This window comes from Devosia sp., from assembly GCF_017307495.1.
Classification (GTDB): domain Bacteria; phylum Pseudomonadota; class Alphaproteobacteria; order Rhizobiales; family Devosiaceae; genus Devosia_A.
This window is the reverse complement of record NZ_JAFKHE010000017.1, coordinates 157,775-181,656: the sequence shown is the minus strand read 5'-3', so window position 1 is coordinate 181,656 and position 23,882 is coordinate 157,775. Positions and strand designations below refer to the sequence as shown.

22 protein-coding genes and 1 pseudogene are annotated in these 23,882 nt (G+C 65.1%); 6 read left to right on the top strand and 17 right to left on the bottom strand.

The window, feature by feature from the left end; all coding sequences use genetic code 11:
* Window positions 1-2: 2 nt before the first annotated feature.
* The 7 genes from J0I99_RS10500 to J0I99_RS10470 all read right to left on the bottom strand — a co-directional run bounded on the left by J0I99_RS10500 (window position 3) and on the right by J0I99_RS10470 (window position 8,613).
* The gene (locus J0I99_RS10500; protein WP_291397453.1) at window positions 3-1,457 is read right to left on the bottom strand and encodes an aldehyde dehydrogenase family protein; all 1,455 of its coding nucleotides are present in this window, start codon (window positions 1,455-1,457) and stop codon (window positions 3-5) included.
* 152 nt (window positions 1,458-1,609) lie between these two features.
* Window positions 1,610-3,232 carry an ABC transporter ATP-binding protein gene (locus J0I99_RS10495; protein ID WP_291397452.1) on the bottom strand — a complete coding sequence of 541 codons (1,623 nt, stop codon included), beginning with the start codon at window positions 3,230-3,232 and terminating at the stop codon, window positions 1,610-1,612.
* A complete protein-coding gene (locus J0I99_RS10490) occupies window positions 3,232-4,089 on the bottom strand; it encodes an ABC transporter permease (RefSeq protein WP_291397503.1) in 858 nt (285 codons plus the stop codon). The genes J0I99_RS10495 and J0I99_RS10490 overlap by 1 nt, the downstream gene beginning before the upstream one ends.
* A gap of 5 nt (window positions 4,090-4,094) precedes the next feature.
* Window positions 4,095-5,042 carry an ABC transporter permease gene (locus J0I99_RS10485; protein ID WP_291397451.1) on the bottom strand — a complete coding sequence of 316 codons (948 nt, stop codon included), beginning with the start codon at window positions 5,040-5,042 and terminating at the stop codon, window positions 4,095-4,097.
* A 186-nt stretch (window positions 5,043-5,228) separates the two neighbouring features.
* Window positions 5,229-6,719 (bottom strand): ABC transporter substrate-binding protein, encoded by a 1,491-nt coding sequence (locus tag J0I99_RS10480; RefSeq protein ID WP_291397450.1) that lies wholly within the window; start codon window positions 6,717-6,719, stop codon window positions 5,229-5,231.
* Between the two features lie 139 nt (window positions 6,720-6,858).
* Window positions 6,859-8,175 (bottom strand): acetylornithine deacetylase/succinyl-diaminopimelate desuccinylase family protein, encoded by a 1,317-nt coding sequence (locus J0I99_RS10475; RefSeq protein WP_291397449.1) that lies wholly within the window; start codon window positions 8,173-8,175, stop codon window positions 6,859-6,861.
* A gap of 54 nt (window positions 8,176-8,229) precedes the next feature.
* Window positions 8,230-8,613, bottom strand: a complete 384-nt coding sequence (locus J0I99_RS10470; RefSeq protein ID WP_291397447.1) for a VOC family protein — start codon at window positions 8,611-8,613, stop codon at window positions 8,230-8,232.
* An 81-nt stretch (window positions 8,614-8,694) separates the two neighbouring features.
* Between J0I99_RS10470 and J0I99_RS10465 the strand changes: the two genes are divergently transcribed.
* A complete protein-coding gene (locus tag J0I99_RS10465) occupies window positions 8,695-9,330 on the top strand; it encodes a 5'-methylthioadenosine/S-adenosylhomocysteine nucleosidase (RefSeq protein WP_291397446.1) in 636 nt (211 codons plus the stop codon).
* 3 nt (window positions 9,331-9,333) lie between these two features.
* Here J0I99_RS10465 and J0I99_RS10460 read toward each other — a convergent pair whose 3' ends face one another.
* Window positions 9,334-9,651 (bottom strand): hypothetical protein, encoded by a 318-nt coding sequence (locus J0I99_RS10460; protein ID WP_291394195.1) that lies wholly within the window; start codon window positions 9,649-9,651, stop codon window positions 9,334-9,336.
* Window positions 9,652-9,871: 220 nt separating this feature from the next.
* Here J0I99_RS10460 and J0I99_RS10455 point away from each other — a divergent pair, with 220 nt between their 5' ends.
* The 3 genes and pseudogenes from J0I99_RS10455 to J0I99_RS10445 form a co-directional block, all read left to right on the top strand.
* Window positions 9,872-10,681, top strand: a complete 810-nt coding sequence (locus J0I99_RS10455; protein WP_291397445.1) for a DUF2189 domain-containing protein — start codon at window positions 9,872-9,874, stop codon at window positions 10,679-10,681.
* Window positions 10,682-10,834: 153 nt separating this feature from the next.
* Window positions 10,835-11,164 (top strand): hypothetical protein, encoded by a 330-nt coding sequence (locus tag J0I99_RS10450; protein WP_291394193.1) that lies wholly within the window; start codon window positions 10,835-10,837, stop codon window positions 11,162-11,164.
* Between the two features lie 179 nt (window positions 11,165-11,343).
* Window positions 11,344-11,703 (top strand): annotated as a pseudogene (locus tag J0I99_RS10445) (cell wall hydrolase); the annotation flags it as partial.
* Window positions 11,704-11,757: 54 nt separating this feature from the next.
* Here J0I99_RS10445 and J0I99_RS10440 read toward each other — a convergent pair.
* The gene (locus J0I99_RS10440; protein WP_291397444.1) at window positions 11,758-12,411 is read right to left on the bottom strand and encodes an exopolysaccharide biosynthesis protein; all 654 of its coding nucleotides are present in this window, start codon (window positions 12,409-12,411) and stop codon (window positions 11,758-11,760) included.
* 51 nt (window positions 12,412-12,462) lie between these two features.
* Entirely contained in the window at window positions 12,463-13,047 is a 585-nt protein-coding gene (locus J0I99_RS10435; RefSeq protein ID WP_291397443.1) for a DUF2076 family protein, read from the bottom strand.
* A 162-nt stretch (window positions 13,048-13,209) separates the two neighbouring features.
* On the opposite strand from J0I99_RS10435, the gene J0I99_RS10430 reads away from it, so the two are divergent.
* Window positions 13,210-13,866, top strand: coding sequence for a sulfite oxidase-like oxidoreductase (locus tag J0I99_RS10430; protein WP_291397442.1), 657 nt, complete (start codon window positions 13,210-13,212; stop codon window positions 13,864-13,866).
* A gap of 4 nt (window positions 13,867-13,870) precedes the next feature.
* On the opposite strand, the gene J0I99_RS10425 is transcribed toward J0I99_RS10430, so the two are convergent.
* Together J0I99_RS10425 and J0I99_RS10420 are read right to left on the bottom strand one after the other, a co-directional pair.
* Window positions 13,871-14,374 (bottom strand): DUF1993 family protein, encoded by a 504-nt coding sequence (locus J0I99_RS10425; RefSeq protein WP_291397441.1) that lies wholly within the window; start codon window positions 14,372-14,374, stop codon window positions 13,871-13,873.
* Window positions 14,375-14,407: 33 nt separating this feature from the next.
* Entirely contained in the window at window positions 14,408-14,941 is a 534-nt protein-coding gene (locus J0I99_RS10420) for a hypothetical protein (RefSeq protein WP_291397440.1), read from the bottom strand.
* A 390-nt stretch (window positions 14,942-15,331) separates the two neighbouring features.
* Here J0I99_RS10420 and J0I99_RS10415 point away from each other — a divergent pair, with 390 nt between their 5' ends.
* Window positions 15,332-16,807 (top strand): AMP nucleosidase, encoded by a 1,476-nt coding sequence (locus J0I99_RS10415; RefSeq protein WP_291397438.1) that lies wholly within the window; start codon window positions 15,332-15,334, stop codon window positions 16,805-16,807.
* A 229-nt stretch (window positions 16,808-17,036) separates the two neighbouring features.
* Here the strand turns inward: J0I99_RS10415 and J0I99_RS10410 are convergent, their stop codons facing one another.
* The 5 genes from J0I99_RS10410 to aspS form a co-directional block, all read right to left on the bottom strand.
* On the bottom strand, window positions 17,037-17,240 hold the full coding sequence (locus J0I99_RS10410) for a type II toxin-antitoxin system HicB family antitoxin (RefSeq protein WP_291397436.1): 204 nt from the start codon (window positions 17,238-17,240) through the stop codon (window positions 17,037-17,039).
* Window positions 17,241-17,299: 59 nt separating this feature from the next.
* On the bottom strand, window positions 17,300-17,590 hold the full coding sequence (locus J0I99_RS10405) for a Dabb family protein (RefSeq protein WP_291391506.1): 291 nt from the start codon (window positions 17,588-17,590) through the stop codon (window positions 17,300-17,302).
* Window positions 17,590-19,884 carry an NADP-dependent malic enzyme gene (locus J0I99_RS10400; RefSeq protein WP_291397434.1) on the bottom strand — a complete coding sequence of 765 codons (2,295 nt, stop codon included), beginning with the start codon at window positions 19,882-19,884 and terminating at the stop codon, window positions 17,590-17,592. The genes J0I99_RS10405 and J0I99_RS10400 overlap by 1 nt, the downstream gene beginning before the upstream one ends.
* Window positions 19,885-20,082: 198 nt before the next feature.
* Window positions 20,083-21,678 (bottom strand): EAL domain-containing protein, encoded by a 1,596-nt coding sequence (locus tag J0I99_RS10395; protein WP_291391504.1) that lies wholly within the window; start codon window positions 21,676-21,678, stop codon window positions 20,083-20,085.
* A 219-nt stretch (window positions 21,679-21,897) separates the two neighbouring features.
* Window positions 21,898-23,667, bottom strand: a complete 1,770-nt coding sequence (gene aspS / locus J0I99_RS10390) for an aspartate--tRNA ligase (RefSeq protein WP_291397501.1) — start codon at window positions 23,665-23,667, stop codon at window positions 21,898-21,900.
* Between the last annotated feature and the right edge of the window lie 215 nt (window positions 23,668-23,882).

The window sequence follows — 23,882 nt, the reverse complement described above, 5'->3', positions numbered from 1 at the left end:
TCTCACCCATGCCACGCGGCCACTGTCTTCAACACCGAGAAGCCGTAGAGCGCCTCGAACCCTTTCTCGCGGCCGTGCCCGGATTTCCCCACGCCGCCGAACGGCAGCTCCACGCCGCCACCGGCACCGTAGTTGTTGAGGAACACCTGCCCGGTCTTGATAGCCTTGGCCATCCGCATCTGTCGACCGCCGTCGCGGGTCCAGACGCCGGCGACGAGACCGAAGTCGGTGCCGTTCGCGATCGCCACGGCGTCAGCTTCATCCTCGAACGGGATCACCACCTGCACCGGCCCGAAAATCTCGTCCTGCGCCAGCCGGTTGTCCGGCCGCACGTTGGCGACCAGCGTCGGCGCCTGGTAGTGGCCGCCTCGCGGCGCCTCAGCGACGATGTCTCCCTGCCCGACGATCTCTCCACCGCCCAGATCGCCGAGGAATCCGCCCACGATCTCCTTCTGGCGTTCCGAGACCAGCGGCCCGAGATCGAGATCGGCCACTGCCGGCCCCACCTTTAGCGCGTTGTATCGCGCAGCCATCCGCTCCAGCACCTGATCGTGGATCGACCGATGCACGAGGATACGCGAGCTGGCCGAACAAGTCTGCCCGGCATTCTGGATGCCGGCGTTGACGAGGAACGGCAGCGCCCGCTCGAGATCGGCATCCTCGAACACCAGTTGCGGCGACTTTCCGCCCAGCTCCAGCGTCACCGGCACGACATTCTCGGCCGCGGCATGCTGGATAAGCCGGCCCACGCCCACCGAGCCGGTGAACGAGATGTGGTTCACTCCCGGATGCGCCGTCAGCGCGGCGCCGGCTTCCTCGCCCAGCCCCGGCACGACGTTCAGCGCCCCGGCGGGCAGCCCGGCCTCTTCTGCGATCTTGGCAAACGCGATCGCCGTCAGGCACGCCTCCTCGGCCGGCTTCAGCACGGCGGCATTGCCCATTGCCAGAGCGCCCGTCACCGAACGCCCGATGATCTGCATGGGGTAGTTCCAGGGGATGACATGGGCAGTAACCCCATGTGGCTCGCGCAGCGTGTAGACCGTGTAGCCGTCGAGATAGGGGATCGTCTCGCCGTGGATCTTGTCGCAGGCGCCACCGTAGAATTCGAGGTAGCGCGCCAGCGCCAGCGCATCGGCTTTGGCCTGCTTGAGCGGCTTGCCGACATCCATCGCCTCGATGCGGGCCAGGTCATCGACGCGCTCCAGCACCTTCTGGCCGATGCGGGACAGGATGCGCCCGCGCTCGGCCGCCGGGGTGCGGCCCCACTCGCCGGCCAGCGCCGCCTGCGCCGCCGCCACGGCGGCATCGACATCGGCCGCACGCCCACCCGGGATCCGGCCGATCACCTCGCCGGTCGAGGGGTTCTCGATCGGCAGGTAGTCGCCCCCCGCCGGCGCCATCCAGCGGCCCCCGATGAAGCATTTGGTGGGATCGAAGAAGAGCTTCTGGTCGGTCATATCGTGTCCCGTCGCACCACCCCCACCCTCAGTCCCTCCCCTCAAGGGAAAGGGAGGCGCAGGAGCTGAGGATGCGGTCTATATGGAAAGGCGGTGAGGGTGCAACATCGCCTCCCTCCCCCTTGAGGGGAGGGATCGAGGGAGGGGGGCCATCAATTTGCCGCCATCCTCTCCCGCGCCGCCAGCGCCGCCTCGAGGTTCGGCGTCGCCGCCAGCAACTCCCGCGTGTAGGGATGCTGCGGGTTGCGGAAAAGCTCTTCGGTCGGCCCTGCCTCAACGATCTTGCCGGCCCGCATCACCAGCACCCGGTCGGTGATCGAGCGCACGACCGCCAGATCGTGCGAGATGAACAGGTAGCTCAGTTGCAGCCGATCGGAGAGGTCGGCGAGCAGGTCCAGCACCTGCGCGCGCACCGAGACGTCAAGCGCCGATACCGCCTCGTCGAGAATGATCAGGCTGGGCTCGATGATCAACGCCCGCGCGATCGCGATGCGCTGCCGCTGCCCGCCTGAGAACTCGTGCACGTATTTGCTAGCGTCAGAAGCCGCGAGTCCGACCTCGGTCAGCGCCCGCGCCACCCGCTTCTCGCGCTCGGCTCCGGTCGGCGCCGACGCGCCGAGCAGGTGGAACGGTTCGCTCACCAACCGGTCGACGCGGTGTCGCGGGTTGAACGACCCGTACGGATCCTGGAACACCACCTGCAGGTGCCGACGCGTCGCGAATGTCGCCCCGCGCCTGGGGTCGATCGGCTCACCCGAAATGGCAATTCCCCCGCCCTGCACCGGCTCCAGCGCCATGATCGCCCGGGCCAGCGTAGACTTGCCGCAGCCGCTTTCGCCCACGAGCCCGACATTTTCGCCGCGCTCGATCCTGAGGCTCACGCCATCGACCGCTCGCAGTACCTTGCGCTTTTCGAACAGGCCGCGCCGCGGCAACGGATACTCCCGAACGACCTCGTCCACTGCGAGCACCGGTACCCCGCTGGTCACCGCCGGCGGATTGCGCGGCGGAATATGCGACGAGGCCTCGAACAAGGCCTTCGAATACGGATGCTGCAAGTTGCGGAACAGCGCAACGGTCTCGCCGGCTTCCACGACTTCGCCCCGGCGCATGATCGCGACCTTGTCGGCGATGCCGGCGATCACCCCGAGGTCGTGGGTGATGAACATCATCCCCATCCCATCCTCGTCCACCAGCCGCTGCAGCAGCGTCAGGATCTGCGCCTGCGTCGTCACATCAAGCGCTGTCGTCGGCTCGTCGGCGATCAGCAGCCTGGGCCGCATCGCGATCGCCATGGCGATGACGACGCGCTGCCGCTGCCCGCCGCTCAGCTCATGCGGATAGCGGTCGAGCGGGAAGCGGTCGGCCGGCAGCTCCACCCGGTCCAGCGTCCGGCGCGCCACCTTCATCGCCTCGGCGCGTCGCATCCCGCCATGCACCATTGCGGTCTCGGCGACCTGGTCTCCGATCGTCTTGACCGGGTTCAGCGCCGTCATCGGCTCCTGGAACACCATGCCGATCGTGCCGCCGCGGATCTTGCGCATCTCGGCATCGGGCAAGCCCAGCACCTCGCGCCCCTCGAGCTTCACCGAGCCCCTGGTTGATGCCCCCACCGGAATGAGCTGCATCACGGCGAGCGCGGTCATCGACTTGCCCGAGCCGCTCTCACCGATCACCCCCACGATCTCGCCGGCATCGACCGAAAGATCGATATCCCTGAGGATGCCGAACGGCCCGATGCTGAGCGACAGGTCCTTGATCTCGAGCAGAGCCATCAGCGGGCCCGTCTCAAGCGTGGATCAAGCACGTCGCGCAGGCCATCCCCCAGCAGGTTCACGCCCAGCACCATCAGCACGATGGTAATGCCGGGCACCAGCGCCACATGCGGTGCGAGCGAAATCATCGTCTGGCTGTCGGCGAGCATCTTGCCCCAACTTGGCGTCGGGGGCTGCACGCCCAGCCCCACATAGGCCAGCGCTGCCTCGGCAAGGATGCCGAGCGCGAACTGGATCGTCGCCTGCACCACCAGCGTGTTAAGGATGTTGGGCAGGATGTGCTCGAACGAAATCCGCGCCGCGCCCTTGCCCGCCACCCGTGCGGCCATGATGAACTCGCGGTTCCACAGGCTCAGCGCCCCGGCCCGCGCCAACCGCGCGAACACCGGCATGTTGTAGAGCCCGACGGCGATGATGGCGTTGATCGCCCCCGGCCCGAACACCGCCGTGATCAGGATGGCGATCAGCAGTGCCGGAAAGGCGAACACCAGATCGTTGGCCCGCATCAGCACGTCATCGAGCAGCGTTCCCCGCCGCGCCGCCGCCCAGAGCCCGATCGGAACACCGATCACCATGGCGACGGTCACAGCAATGAATGCGACCGCGATGGAGGTCCGCGCGCCGACCATGATCATCGAGAAGATGTCCCGGCCGAAATGGTCCGTGCCCAGCCAATGGTCCCCCGACGGCGGCTTCAGCTTGTTGGGTATGTTCTGCAGCCCCACGTCGTAGGGCGTCCACACGAACGACACCAGCGCCAGCAGCACGAACACCAGCGTGATTATCGCGCCGACAAGGAAGTTCGGCGACCTCAGGGCTGCCTGCACAAGGCTGTCGCGCTGGCTCGTCGCCACCACCACGCTCACCGCACTGCCCTCCGCAATCGCGGGTCGACAAGGGCATAGGTCACGTCGACAAGGAAGGTAACGAGGATCACCGCGAACACGAGCAGCATCACGACTGACTTGACCACGATGAGGTCTCGGGAGGTGATGCCCTGGAACACCAGCCGCCCCAGCCCAGGCAGGAAGAAGACGTTCTCGATGATGATGGCCCCGGCCAGAAGGAACGAGAACTGCAGGCCGATGATGGTCAGCACCGGGATAAGGGCGTTGCGCAGCGCATGCCGCCACAGCGTCTGCCCTTGGCTCAATCCCTTGGCCCGCGCCGAGCGGATATAGTCCTCGCCCAGCGTGTCGAGCAACGAAGAGCGCATGACGCGCGCGAGGATCGAAGCCTGCGGCAAGGCCAGCGCTACCGCCGGCAGGGTCAAAGCCTTGAGCGCCATCAGCGGGTCGTGCCAACCGGGGAATCCGCCCGCCGAGAACCACCGCAGCGTCACTGCAAACAGTAGGACGAGGAGCATGGCGAACCAGAAGTTGGGCACCGCGACCCCAATTTGGGTGGCACCCATGATGGTGACGTCGGCCGGCGAGTTGCGCTTGACCGCGGCGATGATCCCGACTGGAAAGGCGATCAGCGTCGACAGCGCCAATGCGTAGAGCGCCAGCGGCAACGAAATCCAGATGCGGTCGGCGATCAGGCCGGCCACCGGCACCTTGTAGGTGTAGCTGATGCCGAAATCGCCGCGCAGCAGCCCGAAAATCCAGCTGAAGTACCGTTCGAGCAACGGCCCGTCGAGCCCCAGGGTCTGTCGCAATGTCGCCACCGCTTCCGGTGTCGCATTCAGCCCCAGCATGAACTGTGCAGGGTCTCCCGGCACCACCTCCAGCACGAGAAAAATGACGACGGAGGCCGCGATGAGGCTCAGCACGAGCGAGATACCGCGACCAAGCAGGAATGAGGGCATCAGGCGCGCCCTCCACTCGCGGCCGCTCCACACGCGCTGTCATCCCTGCGCAAGCAGGGATCCAGCTCGCAGCCCGCTCGGGAGGCGAAATGGATCCCTGCTTGCGCAGGGATGACACCGAGTGTGTTGCGGGAGCTGACGGTCAATCGCAAGAATCGGGGCGGGTCTTCACCCGCCCCTCGTACCCTATTCCGCCCACGAGACCGCGGTGATGTCGGTCGCCTGCGTCGGGGCGTTCGCCCACATGCCCTGTAGCTTCGCATTCTCGACGCCGACCTTGGCGAGCTCGAACAGGAAGCCCACCGCGTAGTTGTCGGCGAGGTTCTTCTCGGCCGCCTTGAGCAGTTCGGAGCGCTTGGCCGGATCGGACGTTACCGACAGGTCCGCAATGATCTTGTCGAAGTCGGCGTTGTGGTACTGGAAGTAGTACTCCGGCCGGGCAAAGATCCCGATGTCGTTCGGCTCGGTGTGCGAGATGATCGTGAGGTCGTAGTTCTTGTCGGTGAACACCTCGCTCAGCCATTGCGCCCATTCGAGATTGGTCGTCTCGGTCTTGATGCCCACGGCCGCCAGCTGGTTGGCGATGATTTCGCCACCCCGGCGCGCATAGCCCTCGACCGGCGGCAGCTTCAGCGACAGGGTGAGGTCCTTGATCCCGGCCTCGGCAAGCAGTGCCTTCGACTTCTCGGGGTCGTAGTTCGACTGCGCGGTCAGGTCGACATAATCCGGATTGGCCGGCGACATGAACGTGCCGATCGGCGTACCGAAGCCGAACATCGCCCCGTCGATGATCGCCTGCCGGTCGATCGCGTGCGCGATGGCCTCGCGGACCTTGACGTTGTCGAGCGGCGGCTTGCCGTTGTTCATCGCCAGGATGGTCTCGCCTTCGGTCGAGCCGATCACCACGCGGAAGCGCGGATCGTTCTGGAACTGCGCCACTGTCTCCGGTGCCGGATAGTTCGGGAAACTGTCGACGTCGCCTGCCTGCAGCGCCGCAAAAGCGGCCGTCGGGTCCGCGATGAAGCGGAACGTCGCGCCTTCCAGCTTGGCCGGAGTGCCCCAGTAGGACTGGTTCTTCTCGAGGGTGATGTGGTCGCCTTCGACACGGTCCTTAAACGTGAACGGACCGGTCCCGATCGGGTTGGTCTTGTTGTTGTCGGCGCTCTCAGGCGCAACGATCACCGCGTCGCCCCAGGCGAGGTTGTAGATCAGGTTGCCGTCCGGCTGCTTCAGCGTCACCTTTACGGTCGCCGGGTCGACGACCTCGACCGAGGCGATCGAGGTGTAGAGCGCCTTCTGGGCGTTCAGCGACCCCTCGGCATTGATGCGATCGAGCGAGAACTTCACGTCGTCGGCATTGAAGTCCGTGCCATCGTGGAACTTGGCGCCCTCGACCAGATGGAACGTGTAGGTCAGCCCGTCCGCGGAAATATCCCAGCTCTTGGCCAGCCCCGGCACGATCGAGCCGTCGGCGGCGAACTTGGTGAGACCCTCGAACACATTGGAATAGACCACCTCGTCCACGGCCGCGGCCGCCTCGGCGGTCGGGTCGAGGCTCGGCGGCTCGAGCACGAGGCCGATCTTGACGTCGGTGCGCGCCTGCGCGAAGGCCGGCGTCATCGCGGTAGTCAGAGCCAGGGCGCCGGCGAGAGCCAGCACGACCAGTGATTTGCGCATGATTATCCCTTCTGTGTGAGCCGCTTACCCCCGCGGCCTTGCATTGATCCTAGGCTGCTTCCACTTGCTCGTGAACCGGCTGCGTGAGGGGATTGTCGTCACCTTCCATCGCACCGGGAAACACCTTCCCATCAAACGCCTATGCCGCGCGATCGGCCCCCAGCAGGTCGTTCAGCGTCAGCGCCATCACCTTTGCTGAATCCAGCATGTCGTCGACCGATACCCACTCGTCGGGCTGGTGCGCCAGGTCTAGAATCCCCGGCCCGTATGCGATGCAGTTCTTCAGCCGTCCGATCCGGTCGATGTGCTTCTGGTCGTACGTCCCCGGCGACACCACGTATTCCGGTGCTACCCCCATCACCTCGCCGATGGACTTCGCCACGGAGCGCACCACCGGAGCATCCCGATCCGTCATCGTCGGCGAGATCGTCCACAGGTCGCGGATCTCGTAACTGAAGCCCTGCCGTTCAGCCTTGAGCCGCTCGAGCAGGTCGATCACCTCCTGCCGCACCGCCGCCGGGCTCTCCTCGATCAGGTAGCGCCTGTCGATCACGATGCGCGCTGAGTGCGCAACCACCGGTGCCGGAAACCCCGTGAACCCATCCGTTGGCTCCGCTTGTCCGCCATGGATCGAATTGATGTTCATCGTCGACTGGCGCGCCCCCGGCGGTACGACCGGCATCGCGGTGCGCTTGCTGCCGAGCGCCGGATAGAGCACGTCCTCGAACTCGCGCAACACCGCCGCCATATGGCGGATGGCGCTGTCGCCGAGGAACGGCATGGAACCATGTGCGATCCGCCCGAACGTCTCGATCTCGGCCCACCACACGCCGCGGTGGCCAAGGCAGATCCGGTCCTTGTTCAACGGTTCGGGGATGATGACGTGCTGCACCCGCGTCGGCGAGAAGTACCCCCGCTCAGCGAGATACGCCACGCCGCCGAAGCCGCCCGTCTCCTCGTCGGCCGTCCCGGAAATCTCGATCGCCCCGCGATAGTCCGGCACCGCAGCTGCGAACGCCTCGGCGGCGATGATCGACGCCGCCAGTCCGCCCTTCATGTCGCAGGCGCCACGCCCGTAGATCCGGCCGTCCTGCAATTCGCCGCCAAATGGATCGAAAGTCCAGCCGCGCCCCACCTCGACCACGTCGTGATGCGAATTGAAATGCACCGTGTCGCCGGCGTGAGTCCCTTCGCGCCGCGCCACGACGTTCCATCGTGGATGCCTGTCGCTGTCTCCTGGCTTGCCCTCAGCCCGCACGAGTTCAATGGCATAGCCAATCTTCTTCAGGCGACGCGCGAGGTATTCGCAAATCTCGAGATAGCAATCACCCGGCGGGTTCACCGTCGGGATGCGGATAAGGTCCTGGGTCAGGGCGATGAGGTCATCGCGGCGCGCATCGACCTCGGCGACGAGGCGCGACTTCACGTCCTGCGCGGCGGAAACAAGGGTGGTCATGGCGCGGCAGGTTGTTGCCCGCCGCGTCGCCTGTCAATCCGGAGAACCGGCTGATCAGTTCGGTTCGTCGCCGATGGCGAGGATGTTCCCCTCGGAATCCTTGAACCAGGCCCCGTGGTACGATCCCATCGTCGCCATGCCGTTCTCGGTCTTCAGTTCCGGCATGTTGTACTCCTCGAACTTGACGCCACGCTCGCGCAGCTTCTTCATGTCCGAGACGACATCTCTGGAGCTGAAGCCCATGGCCGTGTTCTGGGCCGTTCCGGCAAATTGCGATGGGTACAACTGAAAGCGCGTTCCGTCAGCCATGCGATAGATGACCCCGAACGGGTTTTCTTCCGTGGGCACAAGGCCCAGCTTGTCCTTGTACCATGCTTTGGCCCTGCCGATGTCGGCAGCGGGGATGGTTGGATAGGCACGATGGTCGGAAAGAAGCATCATATCCTCCATTGCCCGAGCCCACGGGGCAGTCTACGCCTCCTGTGAGACGCTGAAAATCCCGCTCTGACAGCCATGCCCATGCCCCTACCCCGCCGCACGGCCGGCTCCGCCGACGTCCTCTACGTCATGGCCCTCGACAACGAGTACGGTCCGCACCTCCGGTCACGAATTACGCCGTTGATGACCGGCGTCGGCCCGGTCGAGGCGGCTGTCGCCGTCACCCATGCGCTGGCACGGCTTGACCTGGCGAACCGGCTTCCCACCCTCGTCGTCTCCCTGGGCTCAGCCGGGTCGGCCAGGCTGGAGCAGACCGGCGTCTACCAGGCGTCATCGGTCAGCTATCGCGACATGGACGCCTCCCCGCTCGGTTTCGAGCCGGGCATGACGCCAATGCTCGATCAGCCGGCGACGATCCCGCTCGGTCCATTTGTCCCCGGGTTGGCCCGGGCTACGCTTTCGACCGGCGCCGATATCGTGTCTGGCGACGCCTACGACCGCATCCCGGCCGAGATGGTGGACATGGAGACCTACGCGGTGCTGCGCGCTTGCCAGTGCTTCCACGTGCCCCTCATCGCGCTACGCGGTATTTCCGATGGCGATGAGCAGCTTGGCCACTTCGACGACTGGACGCACTACCTTCACATCGTCGACGAAAAACTCGCGCACGCCGTCGACCTGCTGGAGGCCGCCATCGCCAACGGCGCGCTGCAATAGTCCTCAGTCGCCCTTGCGGGCCTTCCGGCCCCTGCGCCAGGCGGTCCACTTCCGTTGCGCCCAGAAGCTCACCCGGTTGATCGGGCCCTGCAGGAACGGCAGGTCCAGCGCGATGAGGAACAGGCCGAGTGGCAGCATCCATGCGCCAAGGATCGGCAGGAAGCTGAAAACGCCCCCGAGGATGAGCAGGATACCGAGCGGTATGCGCACCAGCCGCGACGAGGGTTGCCGTATCCAGTTCAGGAAGCCCGAACTGGCAGGCACGGCGCGGCCGATCCGGTCGAACTGACGGTGTAGCCTCGCTTCTTCCTTGCTCATCATCTCTCCTTGCGTGTCCCTGGGGGATTTGGGTACAGCCGGCCAGCATTCAAGCCCGTCCCGGTCGGCACATCACCGCTCCCACGGTCCCGACCTCGCTGAACCTGGCGCCACCCTTCGACTTCAGTGTCGAACAGCGCTACAATGCCACTACGACGCAGAGGCGATGACCGCCCGGCGTTCCAACGCCCGCGGCGACGTTCCGCCTCCAAAGGAGGAAGGAATGAGTAGTTTTCATGTGCTCACGAATCCGGGCCAGCAGCTCGACATCCCGGAGGTTCGATCGATCGGACCGGCAGACCTCGTCGATGCCCTTCGCCTGGGTTGGCGCGACTTTTGGCAGAGGCCCTCGCACCTGGCCTTCCTCGGCTTGATCTATCCGCTCTGCGGCGCCGCCCTCGCCCTGTGGAGTTCAGGCAACAATTCCTGGCCGCTGCTGTTCCCGCTCATTTCCGGCTTTGCTCTGGTCGGCCCCTTCCTCGCCCTCCCGATCTACGAGATGAGCCGGCGCGAGGAACTGGGCCTCGACACCCACTGGCGCGCCGCGTTTGACGTGTTCCGCAGTCCCGCCTTTGCCTCCATCGCGGCGGTAGGCGTGATGATGCTGATCGCCTTCACCGTCTGGCTGATGGTGGCTCAGTTCATCTATGAATCGACTTTCGGCCCGGGCTCCCCTGCCACACTCGCCGTCTTCCTGTCCGAGCTGTTCAACACGCCCCAGGGCACTTCCCTGATGATCTGGGGCAACCTCATCGGTCTGCTGTTCGCCGCGGCCGTCCTTGCCACCATGGTCGTCTCGATCCCATTGGTGCTCGATCGCGACGTGGGGGCGGCCGTAGCCATCTTCACGTCGCTGCGCGTGACCATCAGGAACCCCCTTACCATCGCGCTCTGGGGGATCATTGTGGCGGCGCTGCTGGTCACCGGCGTCATTCCGCTGCTGGTTGGGCTGGCCGTCGTCGTTCCCGTCCTCGGACACGCGACCTGGCATCTCTATAGGAAGGCTGTCGTCCCGCCCGGGGGCGCCCGTTAACGTTTCACTAACGGATTGAGCCCAACTTGATCGGGCTTAAGTAGAGGGCAGGATGACGTCACCTCCTGGTGACCCTGCCCTCGACCAGTCCACGGAACCCTCGAAATCACTGCTGCGTTAGCTTCCCGACACAGCATCGAGGAGCGTAAGTTCATGGCCCATTCCCGCGGTTTCGACCTCTCCCACCTCGCCGACGGCACACAGGAGCGGTTCGGCCGCCAGTTCGCCAGCCTGGCAAGCGAGGCCCGACATCTTTCCGAAGCACTCGCCAGGTACACCGAAAGCGCCCGCCACGACCTCGGCCATGTTGCACACGACTTGGCCGACCAAGCGGTGCAGAAGGGTGCGGTGGCCGCCCGCGTGATGGGCAGGCAGGCGTGGAAGGCCGGCAAGGCGGTCCGAAACGATCCGGTTCCGGTCGTTGTCGCGCTGGTGGGGTTGGCGTGCCTGCTCAGCCTTGTCGTCTCATCTGGCCGCCGCTGACTCCTCAACGTCGTCTTAACGCTAGGCGTGCATTTTAGGGAGCACGGGCATCATCAGCCCGGCTCCCTAGTTGTATCCGCGTTCTGGAGTCATCGTTGGCAGGATCCCTCAAGCTGCTGCTGGCGGCGCCATTGCTGGCGAGCCTCGCGGGCTGCGCTACCTTCTCGCCCTTCGGCCTCTCCTCGCGCGACTGCCTTGCGCGTGCGATGTATTTCGAGTCCAACCGCTCCAGTGACGAAGGCATGCTCGCCGTCGGCACCGTGGTGATGAACCGCGTCGCAGACCCGAAATATCCGAAATCCATCTGCGCCGTCGTCGGCCAGAAGAACCAGTTCGCGCCCGGCGTCCTCTCCAAGCCGATGAGCGAGAAGCGCTCGGCCGCCATGGCCTACAGCGTCGCCGATCGAGTGCTGCGGGGTGAACGGCATCCCAATCTGGGCCGGGAAGTGAAGCACTTCCACACCGCCGGCTACCGCTACTCCTACAACAACATGTTCTATGTGCTCGAAGCGGGCGGGAACAACTTCTACGAGAAGCGCAAGGCCGGTACGTTCACCAACGACCCGTTTGCCGCCCTCGCCTACTGGTAGGCATCAAAAGCCGAATCCGAACCAGGTCGAGGCCACGAACAGCGTGCCGAAGATGATCGCCCAGAACACGCCCCAGACGACGGCGATGGCGACCAGGCCCAGCACGAACCCGATCGTCATCCACAGCCCATCGCGCGCCAACAGCCCGAGCGAGATCACGCTGACCGCGAAGGCCGGCAACATATTGCCGAGTGGGATGGGCAGGAACAGGATGATCGACAGGATCAGGCACATCGCCCCCAACAGGTAGACGAACGGCGACTGCCCGACGAACTGCCCGCGGGGTTTCATCACGCTTTCCGCACGGTGCAACCAGGGCGCCACGGCGGATACGATCCGGCCAAACTCGCGTCGGGTCAGTGACCTGTTGGTGATCAGCTTGGGCAGCCAGGGCTGCATCCCCAGCATCAGCTGCGCGGTCAGGAACAGCAGCGGGGCCCCGAAGATCGTCGACACTCCGGGCGGCAGCGGCAGCGCCACCGGAACGGCAAAAATGAAGATCATCGCGCCGAGCGCGCGGCGCTGCATCGCGGCCAACAGGTCGCCGATCGTTATGCGCTCCTCGTGGCTGCCCTGCGCAAGATCGGCGAGAAGGGTGGAGAGGCGGAAGTCCGTCTCACTGTCTCCACTCTTGGGGTCGAACTCGGTGTCTGTCATCGCTCCCGATCATGCAGCGATTCCGCGCCACGGCAAGCGCCGAGGGCTGCGTCAAAAATCTCCGCCCATATCGAAGCCGCCGCCATCGTCGCCGCCGAACCCACCCCAGTTGCCACCGTCGCCGCCCGCGTCATGGTCGGCACCTTGGTCCTGGGGCTCGGCGTTGTCGGCCTGGTTCTGCGCCCCGTCGCCCGCCTGAGTCTCGGAAGCATGCGCTCCGCCGGCGCCAAAAAGCGATCCGATGGCGCTGCCGAGCAGTACGCCGCCCGCGACGCCCAGGGCAGTCTGCATCGCCCCGCCCAGGAAGCCGCCACCGCCGAATCCGCTCGCGAAATTGTTATCGCGCTGCCGCCGATCATAGCCGTCCTCGCCACGATCCCATGGGCTGCGCTGGCGCTGCTCGTCCCGCTGCGCCAGCTGTGCCTCGAGGTCCCTGATGCGGGCATCGGCGGCTTCGAGGCCTTGCTGCTGCACGACGATGGTCTGGGCCATGTAGTACGGCGCGCTGGGTAGGCGCCGCAACTCGGCACCGATCAGCGCCTCTGCCTCGGGATCGCGTTCCGGCGTCCGCCGCTCGGCTTCCCCGAGCCGGTCGAACAGGCCCTCGATGGCACGGCGCTCTTCACGGTTCAGCATCTCGGTCTCCACTATTGAGCATTCGGTCCGAAATGGGGACCAGGTCGCAGCGCGGCAATGGTTCCGGCGGTCAAAATCGCCCGGCGGCAACCTGCCCTGCACCGAGGCCCGGTTGACTTGCGGTGCAGAAGGTTCACCCTCGCAGCAACTCACGAGGCCAGGATGCCTGACGACGACCTCCCCGAAGACAGCAAGCTCACGAAGACAAAGTCCCGCTGGGCCGAGCTTGGCAAGTTCCTCACCGGCCAGCTGTCGCGACCCGAAGACGCGCGGCTGCCGCCCGGTCAGCACCTGGTAAAGAACTGGCCCATCCTAGATCTCGGCCAGACTCCGAATGTGCCGAAGGACGTCTGGCGCCTCGACATCGCCGGCGAGGTCGAACATCCCCAGACCTGGAGCTTCGATGACCTGATGGCCCTGCCGCAGGTAGAAAAGCTGAGCGACATCCATTGCGTGACCAGCTGGTCACGCTACGATAACCACTGGAAGGGCGTCTCCACTCACCAGCTCATGGATGAGGTCGGGGTGAAGCCAGAGGCCAGGTTCGTGCTGTTCACCTCGAACGACGGCTACACCACCAACATGGCGATCGAGGATTTCGCCTCCACCGAGGCTCTCATCGTTCACACCTGGGAGAACGAGCCGCTCTCGCGCGATCATGGCGGGCCGGTGCGGCTCGTGGTGCCGCACCTCTACTTCTGGAAGAGCCCGAAATGGCTGAAGCGCATCGAGTTCTCGGAGCGCGATCACCGCGGCTTCTGGGAAGTCCGCGGCTATCACAATCACGCCGATCCGTGGAAGGAAGAGCGCTACTCCTGATCGTTCAGGCGCCCACGAAGTCGCGCTTGCCGATCGGCACGCCGTTGTGCCGCAGCAGGGCGTAGGCAGTGGTGAGGTGGAAGAATATCTGCGGCACGGCATTGAGCGTGATGTGCTCGACCGCCGGCACTTGCGTATCTTCGCCGCGCACCTTCAGCGTCACCATCCTGTTCTCGGCGCCCGCAAGGTCGGCCTCGCTGAAGCTCGACACGAAGTCGAGGCCCTTCTTCACGCGCGCCCTGAGGTCCGCAAGCGTAACCTCGGTGTCCTGCCAGCTCGGCGCTTCGCGTCCGGTCAGGCGGCACAGCGCGAACTTCACCCGGTCGGTCGTCGACTGCACCTGGAAGGTCAGGGGCAGCATGTCGGGGGCGAGCCGCGATTGACCCAGCACCTCCGGCTTGATCTTGCGCTCTTCAACGAACTTCTCCGCGGTCGCCAGCACCGCATCCAGATTATTGAGATAGCGCGTGAACACCGGAACGGTGATCGCGTACATCGAAATCGGCATAAGAATCCTCGGGTTAGTCGATGGTAGGGAACGCTACCAGCTGTGATCCACGCTGCGTTCGCGGGGTCCGGGCTGGGCGATCGGCGGCCAGTAGTAGTCTTCGGGCAGCACGACCGTGAAGTCGAATCTTGTGAGTGGCACCCCATCCACCGCGATGGCAATGGCATGATCGCCTGTGGGGTCTCCGGCAGCCACGCACCAGGCGTGGCTGAACCAGCCTTCGGCGTCGGGTTCGGGTGTGAAGGTTCGGGTCGCAACGCTGCTGTCCGCCGAGATATCGATCCCATCATCGGGGTTGGTCGCAACGCTTCCCCAGTCGGCGAGCGGCACGGGTAGCGTCAGCACTTCGGTTGCGGTCTTGGGCGCCGTAGCCTGACCGAGGCGCACATACCATGTGTAGCAGGCGTTGTCGGGCAGCAGCGGTACGACCGTGTCGTTCAGGACCTCTTCGGAGCCGGCATAGCGGAAGGTCACCTGGAACACGGAATCGACCAGCTCAACCGCCAGCGTCGGCGCACTGGCCAACAATCCGCCCGATAGCGCAGCGATTGCCGCTAGCCGCCTCATGAACCCCTCCCCGCCGTTGCCCCGGACCATAGCCGCTGCTCAACGGGGCCGGAAGTGGAACGAAGGACAATTCGGCGCGTCATCGCCAGCCTGAAACAAAGAGGGCCACGAACCATGTCTGGTCCGTGGCCCTGAAGAGTCGCCCGCCGCACTGTTGAGGGCTTGGGGGCAGCGGCGGCAACTCCTCGCGGTTCACCGGGTGCATGGGTCGTTTGCAGTATTCCAGTGAACTGAGCCTAACATGGTGCAACAAATCGTCGGAAACACCCCCCTCACCGGAACTTGAACTTCATGAACGACCGGTAATCTCTGCCGGTTGCCCAAAGCCCTGGGCTCCCCTAAGGATGGCCTGCAAGCGGCGCCGGGCGCCGCCTCGCCAACGAGAAGAGCATGGACACGATCAGCCCCGCGCCGATGCCGCAGAAGGCATTCACCGATCCCCACGCTGCCTGGGCCTATGTCGCCGAGATCTACCACCGCAACACGGGCTTCATCCGCGAGCAACTGGTCGCCCTGACGCGCGGCCATGTTCCCAAGGGCCGCGTGCGCGCCTTCTACCCGGAGGTCCAGGTCACCTCGCGCAGCTACGGCAAGACCACCAGCACCCTGCCCTATGGTTATCTCCATACGCCCGGCATCTACCGCACCACGGTGACGGCCCCGGACCTGTTCAGATCCTATCTGATCGAGCAGTTCGACGTGATCCTGCGCAATCACGGCGGGGCGATCGAGGTCGGCGAGTCCGCGACCCGCATCCCGTTGCACTTCGCCATTCCGACCACCGAGCGTATCGACGGCGAAGCGATCAATGCCCTCCCGATCCCGCTGCGCGACCTGTTCGACGTCCCGGACCTGCAGGACACCGACGACGAGATCGCCAACGGCACGTTCGTCCCCCCGCCCGGCGGCCCTTACCCGCTGGCGCACTTCACCGCCCCGCGGGTCGACTATTCGCTCCAGCGTCTGGCGCACTACACCGGCACCGAGCCCGATCACTTCCAGAATTTCGTGATCTTCACCAACTACGGCTTCTACATGGACGAGTTCGCCCGCGTGGCGCAGCGCTACATGGAGGAAGGCCACCCCGACTACGAGAGCTTCGTCGAACCCGGCGGCTTCGTGACCCGCAACACCCGCCTCCGTGGCGGGACCAGCGGCGTCCGTGCCACCCGTGTCCCGCAAATGCCGGCGCTCCACCTCACCATGCCGCGTAATCGCGGCATCACCATCGTGAATATCGGCGTCGGCCCCTCGAACGCGAAGACGATCACCGATCACATCGCAGTGCTGCGCCCGCACGCCTGGATCATGCTCGGCCACTGCGCCGGACTGAGGAACAGCCAGGAGCTTGGCGACTACGTTCTGGCCCACGCCTACCTGCGCGAGGACCACGTGCTCGACGCCGACCTGCCGGTGACCGTGCCCATCCCGGCGCTCGCCGAAGTGCAGGTGGCGCTGGAGCAGGCGGTGGCCGAGATCACGCATCTCCACGGCATGGAAACCAAGCGCATCATGCGCACCGGCACCGTGGCCACCTTCGACAACCGCAACTGGGAACTGCGCGACCAGGCCGAGATTACCCGCCAGCTCTCACAGAGCCGCGCCGTCGCCCTCGACATGGAATCGGCCACCATCGCCGCCAACGGCTTCCGCTTCCGTGTCCCCTACGGCACCCTGCTCTGCGTCTCCGACAAGCCGCTGCATGGCGAGCTGAAGCTGCCCGGCATGGCCTCCGACTTCTACCGCACGCAGGTGGCGCGGCACTTCCAGATCGGGCTCAGGGCGATGGAGATTCTGAGGGACCAGCCGCCGGAGCGGCTCCATTCGCGCAAGCTCAGAAGCTTCGCGGAGACGGCGTTCCAGTAGGGCTTACTTCATTCATGACAGCCTAAAGGTCGTCCGGACTGGGGCCAGTATGCTTGGCAATCCTTGCCAGCATCTTTGGACCAACTCCTCACTTCGTGAAAGGCAAATACATAGTCCGCCCACCCATCGCGCGACAGTGTACGATGTGAACCGGCCTGCCGCTTGGTAACCCAGCCGATACGAAGAGGAGCTCGCAGTACACGGGACGCTCTGGCCGACGGCCAGTCGCTCATGCAGCGAAGAGCTGGTGAGCCTCTGGCGGCACAGGCTCCCCCTGCTCAAGCCGATCGGCGATGACGCGGAGCGCTAGTGCCTCCGCCTTGGCGCGGGCTTCCTGCTCGGTATCAGCGTACACTACGACGCCCGGGAGGCCCGGCACTTCGGCGATCCAGCGTCCATCATCCTCGAGCTCGACCTCAACGCGCACGGTCATGTTCCTTTCGGCACCGCAAGAGTCCATGTGCTGGCCAGTCATCCGTCCAGCCTTACGCCTCAAACCGGCACGTAGTCGATCTCGAGGAACCGCTCCACCTCGCGCTCCCAGCGTTCCTTGACGAACTTCACGTGCTTGGGATGCTCGTTGTAGGCGTCGTAGGCGTCCTGGTCGGCAAACTCCATTGAGAAGCCGAACTCGTAGTCGTTCTTCTTCGAAACCTGGCGCAGTTGTTCGAACTTCTTCACGCCCGGAATTTCCTTGAGCACCATCGCGTCGCGCAGGAATGCCTTTTCTTGCAGCGAACCGTGCGCATGCTTCAGGTTGAATACGACCGTATGCCGGATCATCAGGCCCTCTCTCCCAATGCAACCGCTTCACTGGCGGCAATTGCCGTCATATTGACGATTCCGCGGCTGGTGGTCGAGGGGGCAAGGATGTGGGCCGGCGCGCGCGGCCCCATCAGGATCGGACCGACGGCCAGCGCGTTGTTCATTTCCTTGAGCAGCGTCATGGAGAGGTTGGCGCTGTCGAGGTTGGGGAACAGCAACAGGTTCGCCTCGCCCTGCAGCACCGAGTCCGGGATGTAGCGGCTGCGCAGGTCCTCGTTGAGGGCCACGTCGCCCTGCATCTCGCCCTCGAGGATCATGTCCGGGGCCGCCGCCTTCAGCTTGCGATAGGCCTCGCGCATCTTGAACGCCGTGTCGCCGTCGCGCGAACCGAAGTTCGAATAGCTGAGCAGCGCTGCCCGTGCCTCGATGTTGAAGCGCTTGAGGTGATCGCGCGCCTGCAGCGCGATCGACACCAGTTCGTCCGGCGTCGGATCCATGTTCACGTAGGTATCGGCGAGGAAGAACGCGCCGCGCGGCATGATCAGCATGGACAGCGCCGAAACTTCCTGCACCCCGTCCTGCAGTCCGATGATCGAGCGGATATCGCGCACGTGCTTGATGTAGCGGCCCTGGAAGCCGCAGAGCATCGCGTCGGCGTCGCCGCGCTTCACCGCGAGCGCCGCGATGACCGTGGTGTTGGTGCGCACGATCGTGCGGGCGATATCGGGCGTGACCCCGTTCCTGCCCACCAGCGCGTGGAACAACGAGACATAATCACGATAGCGCGGGTCGTCCTCGGGGTTGATGATCTCGAAGTCGCGCCCTGGCCTGATGGTCAGGCCGAAGCGTTGCAGCCGGCTCTCGATCACCTGCGGCCGCCCGATCAGGATCGGCTGAGCCATGCGATCCTCGATCAGCACCTGGGCGGCACGCAGCACCCGCTCGTCCTCGCCGTCGGCGAAGGCAACACGCTTGCCCTGCCCCACCACGCGGTCAATGACCGGCTTCATGACGAGGCCGGAGCGGAACACGAACCGGTTGAGGCTGTCGTGGTAGGCCTGGAAATCCGCGATCGGACGCTTGGCCACCCCACTGTCCATCGCCGCCTTGGCCACCGCCGGCGCGATGCGCAGGATCAGCCGCTGGTCGAACGGATTGGGGATGATGTGGTCCGGACCGTACACCGCCGGCTGCCCCGACGGCGACACCTCGAGCCCGGGGTCATGCGCCAGCTTGGCGATCGCAGCCGCTGCCGCCAGCTTCATCTCCTCATTGATCGTCGTCGCACCCACGTCCAGCGCGCCGCGGAAGATGAACGGGAAGCAGAGGACGTTGTTGACCTGGTTCGGATAGTCCGACCGCCCCGTACAGACCATCGCGTCGGGCCGGATCTCCTTGGCCACCTCCGGCATGATCTCCGGAACCGGATTAGCCAGCGCCAGGATCAGCGGCTTCGGACCCATCTTCTGCAGCATCTCGGGCTTCAACGCGCCCGGCGCCGACAGCCCCAGGAACACATCCGCCCCGTCGAACACCTCGGCCAGCGTCGTTGCCTCGCTGTCGTGCCGGCAGAACTTGCCGCGCCACTTGTCGTTGACGTCATTGCGCCGATAGGTGAGCAGCCCGTCCTTGTCCGCTACCCAGATGTTCTCGATCCTGGCCCCCAGCGCCAAGAGGATGTTGAGGCAGGCGATGGCCGCCGCGCCCGCGCCGGACGTACAGATCTTCACCTCTTCGATCTTCTTGCCGGCCAGTTCCAGCCCGTTGAGGACCGCTGCGCCGACGATGATCGCCGTGCCGTGCTGGTCGTCATGGAACACCGGAATCTTCATGCGCTCGCGCAACGCTTCCTCGATCGCGAAGCACTCCGGCGCCTTGATATCCTCGAGGTTGATGCCGCCGAAGGTAGGCTCCAGGGGCCGGACCACCTCCACGAACTTTGCCGGGTCGGTCTCGTCGACCTCGATGTCGAACACATCGATCCCCGCGAACTTCTTGAACAGGACGGCCTTGCCCTCCATCACCGGCTTGGACGCCAGCGCGCCGATATTGCCCAACCCGAGCACGGCGGTGCCGTTGGAGATGACGGCGACGAGGTTGCCGCGCGAGGTGTACCTGGTGACCGTCTCCGGATCGTTCGCGATTTCCTCGCATGGCGCAGCCACGCCGGGCGAGTAGGCAAGGGAAAGGTCGCGCTGGTTGCCCAGCGGCTTGGTCGCCTGGATTTCCAGTTTTCCGGGCTTTGGATACTGATGGAAATGGAGCGCCGCCTCGCGCAGCGCCTTCTTCTGTTCAGTCATGTCGGACGACATAGCACTCTCCGGAAACGGAGTTTGTGAGTGCCACTAATCGCGGCCGATGAAAAGCAGGATTGATGGCTGGGGAGCCTGCGCCCCTCACCGGGTCATCCCCGCGAAAGCGGGGATCTCCGTTTGGACCTCGCCGATGACACCAGGACAGAGGTCTCCGTTTTCGCGGGAAATGACGCGGTGGCGGAAGCAACCAAGCGGTCAGGCCGCCGCGACCTCCAGCTCGATCGCCCTTTCGGCCTTGGCCGTCCCGTTCAGGGCCCGCGCCAGTTCCTTGAACGCGCCCGCCTTGAGCGCCGGCGCAAACAGATAGCCCTGCGCGTGCACCACCCCCCGGCCGCGCAGGTACAGTGCCTGCGCCTCGGTCTCGACACCCTCGGCGACCACCTCGGTGCCGAGGTCCTGTGCCATCGCGATGAGTCCATCCAGCACCGGCACATGGTCGGTCTCGGGCCTGATCATGTCCACGAAGACCCGGTCGATCTTCACGATGTCGACGCCCAGCGTCTGCAGATAGGCGAGGTTAGAGTGCCCGGTGCCCGTGTCATCCATGGCGATCCGGCAGCCCAGCGCATGCAGCCCCGCGATAACGCTCTGCGCCTGCTGCATCTTCTCGATCGGCTTGCGCTCGGTCACTTCGAACACCAGTTGCCGGAAGGCTATCGACGAGTTCGAGAAGATCGTGTGCACATCGTCCACGACGTTGCCGTCGCGGAAGTGTCCCTCGAACAGGTTGATCGAGATCTTCAGCTCCGGCATGTCGCTGCAGAGACCGTTCAGGTCCGTCTTCACCTGCTGCATCAGGCTGACCGTCATTGGCAACGCGAGACCTGTAACCTCGGCGTAGTCGATGAAGGCACCCGGCGGAACCACCTCGCCGTTACGCTTCTCCCAGCGACACAGCACCTCGCACCCGGCCAGGGCGCCCGTCCTGAGGTTGATGACCGGCTGGTAGTAGGGCTTCAGTTCGCCGGCCGAGATCGCTCGTTCGAGGTCGAAGGCCGGCAGTTCGGAGCGCCGCACATATTGCAGCGCCAGTACCAGGAAGGCCCCTGCCATGAGGGCGGCAACGACCGTGAAGGTCGCGTCGAGGTCGCTGTAGTCGGCGCGCACCATCGCAAACGGCACCGCCGCCGTCACGCGTATGGGCAACTCCCCGGCAAAGCTCTCGGCCACGACGAATTCGGTCCTGCCGTGCTGATCGTAGGGTTTGGGATCGCCCGCCGTGACGATCTCGGTGCCGTCGGTCAACGCCACGCGCACCATCGATGTTGACTTCAAGCCATTGAGCAGGCTCGCCGTCTCTGCCGCCAGCACCGGAACGAAGGCCGACACCCTGCGCGACGACCCGAACGCCTGCGTCACCTTCAGCACAGGTGCCCTCAAGTCGGCGTACTGCACCACTTCGATCGTCTCGGTATGGTTCGGCACCGTCAGCGGCCGGGTCAGCGGGGCGTATCTAACGTCCTTGCCGATCGCGTCGCAGTACTGCACACCGTCGCCGTTCTCCACCAGCACCTGCTTGAGGTAGAGGCTCTGCTCCATCTGCCTGTGCACGTTGGCCACAAAACTCGGCGTGCAAAGCGACGGGCTGTCCGCCAGCACCCGCCTCAGGGCGGCGATGGCCTCGTAGGCCGTCGCCTGCACCCGCGAGGCCACGGCATCGGCCGATTGCTGCAGCGTCGCCCGCTCTCGCACCCGCACATAGGAATCGAGCACAAGGTCCACCGCCAGCACCGGCAGGAACGCCGCGATGGCCGCAAGCAGCATCAGTGCATGCGAGTACTTGGACTTCACGGAGCGAATCCGAACCTCACGGAACTAGGCAACATCTGCCTAGCTGGCGCATGGTTACCGGAGTGTTAACGGCAGGACCTGCCGGGCCGGATCAGGGCGGAAAGGGCGGCTACACCCACTGGGTCATTCCCGCGAAAGCGGGAACCTCCGTTTGCGCTGCCAGCCAAAAACGGAGATCCCCGCTTTCGCGGGGATGACACCGCGACCAGTGGCCAACTCTTACGACTGGACGTTGAGGCGGATGCTGAGTTCGCGCAACTGCTTGGCCGAAGCCGGGCTGGGAGCGCCCATCAGCAGGTCTTCCGCCTGCTGGTTCATCGGGAACAGCGTGACCTCGCGCAGGTTCTGCGCGCCGCACAGCAGCATCACGATACGATCGATGCCGAAGGCCGCGCCACCATGCGGGGGCGCACCGAACTGGAACGCACGATACATGCCGCCGAACTGCTCCTCGACCTCGGCGCGCGACTTGCCGGTGATCTCGAACGCGCGCACCATGGTCTCGGGCAGCTGGTTGCGGATCGAGCCCGAGGCGATCTCGAAGCCGTTGCAGACGGCGTCGTACTGGTAGGCCTTGATCGTCAGCGGATCCTGGCTGTTCAGCGCATCGATCCCGCCCTGCGGCATCGAGAACGGGTTGTGTGCGAAGTCGACGCGCTTTTCTTCCTCGCTCCACTCGTAGAACGGGAAGTCGACGATCCAGCACAGCTTGAACTGGTCGAGTTGGGTAAGGTTCAGGTCGAGACCGACCTTCACCCGCGCCTCGCCGGCGAACTTGTACATCTTGTCCGGACGACCGAGCACGAAGAACACGGCGTCGCCATCGCCGAGGCCGAGTTGCTCGCGGATCGCGGCCGTGCGCTCCTCGCCGATATTCTTGGCGATCGGGCCCGAACCGGCGCCATCCTTGAAGAAGATGTAGCCGAGGCCCGGCTGGCCCTGCGCCTGCGCCCAGGCATTCATGCGGTCGCAGAAAGCGCGGCTGCCGCCGGTCTTGGCCGGGATGGCCCAGACCTCGACCTTGTCGTCGTTGGCGATCTGGTTGGCGAACACGCCGAAGCCCGAGCCGCGGAAGTGGTCGGTGACGGCCTGCATCTCGATCGGGTTGCGCAGGTCCGGCTTGTCCGAGCCATACTTGCGCACGGCCACGTCATACGGAATGCGCGGCCAATCCTTGGTCACCGGCTTGCCTTCGCCGAACTCCTCGAAGATCGAGGTGATCACCGGCTGCATCGTGTCCCAGATCTCTTCCTGGGTGACGAAGCTCATCTCGAGGTCGAGCTGGTAGAACTCGCCCGGCAGGCGGTCGGCGCGCGGATCCTCGTCGCGGAAGCACGGCGCGATCTGGAAGTAGCGGTCGAAGCCGGCCACCATCAGCAGCTGCTTGTACTGCTGCGGCGCCTGCGGCAGGGCGAAGAACTTGCCCGGATGGATACGGCTCGGCACGAGGAAGTCGCGCGCGCCCTCCGGCGACGAGGCCGTCAGGATCGGCGTCGCGTACTCGCCAAAGCCGATCTCGCCCATGCGGCGGCGCATCGACGAGATCACCTTGGTGCGCTTGACGATATTGGCGTGCAGCGTCTCGCGGCGCAGGTCGAGGAACCGGTACCTGAGCCGGATGTCCTCCGGATAGTCGGGCTCGCCGAACACCGGCAACGGCAGCTCGTTGGCCTCGCTCAGCACCTCGAGCTCGCGGATGAAAACTTCCACCTCACCCGTCGGCTGCTTGGCGTTCACGGTCTCGGGCGTCCGCTGCTTCACCTCGCCGTCGACGCGGATCACCCACTCGGCGCGTACCCGCTCAGCGGCGCCGAACGCGGCGGAGTCGGGATCGACCACCAGCTGGGTCAGTCCGTAATGGTCGCGCAGGTCGATGAACAGCAGCCCACCGTGGTCGCGCACGCGGTGCACCCAGCCGGAGAGGCGCACATTATTGCCCACGTCACCCTGGCGAAGGGCGGCGCAGGTATGTGTGCGATAGCGGTGCATCTTGCTCATCTCTCGTTGTTTTAGGCAGGCGGATTCAGGGGCCGGACAAGCGCATGCAAGGCCCCGATTGTCAAGATTGGGCCCAGTGCGCCGCCAATAGCGGATGGCAGGCAGCGAACAGGGTCCGCCCGGCGCCGGCACCATGGCCGCCGGTTCCCTATTCGCTACTGGCTACTCGCCATTCGCTTTCTCCCCTGTTATTCAGAAATCAAAGC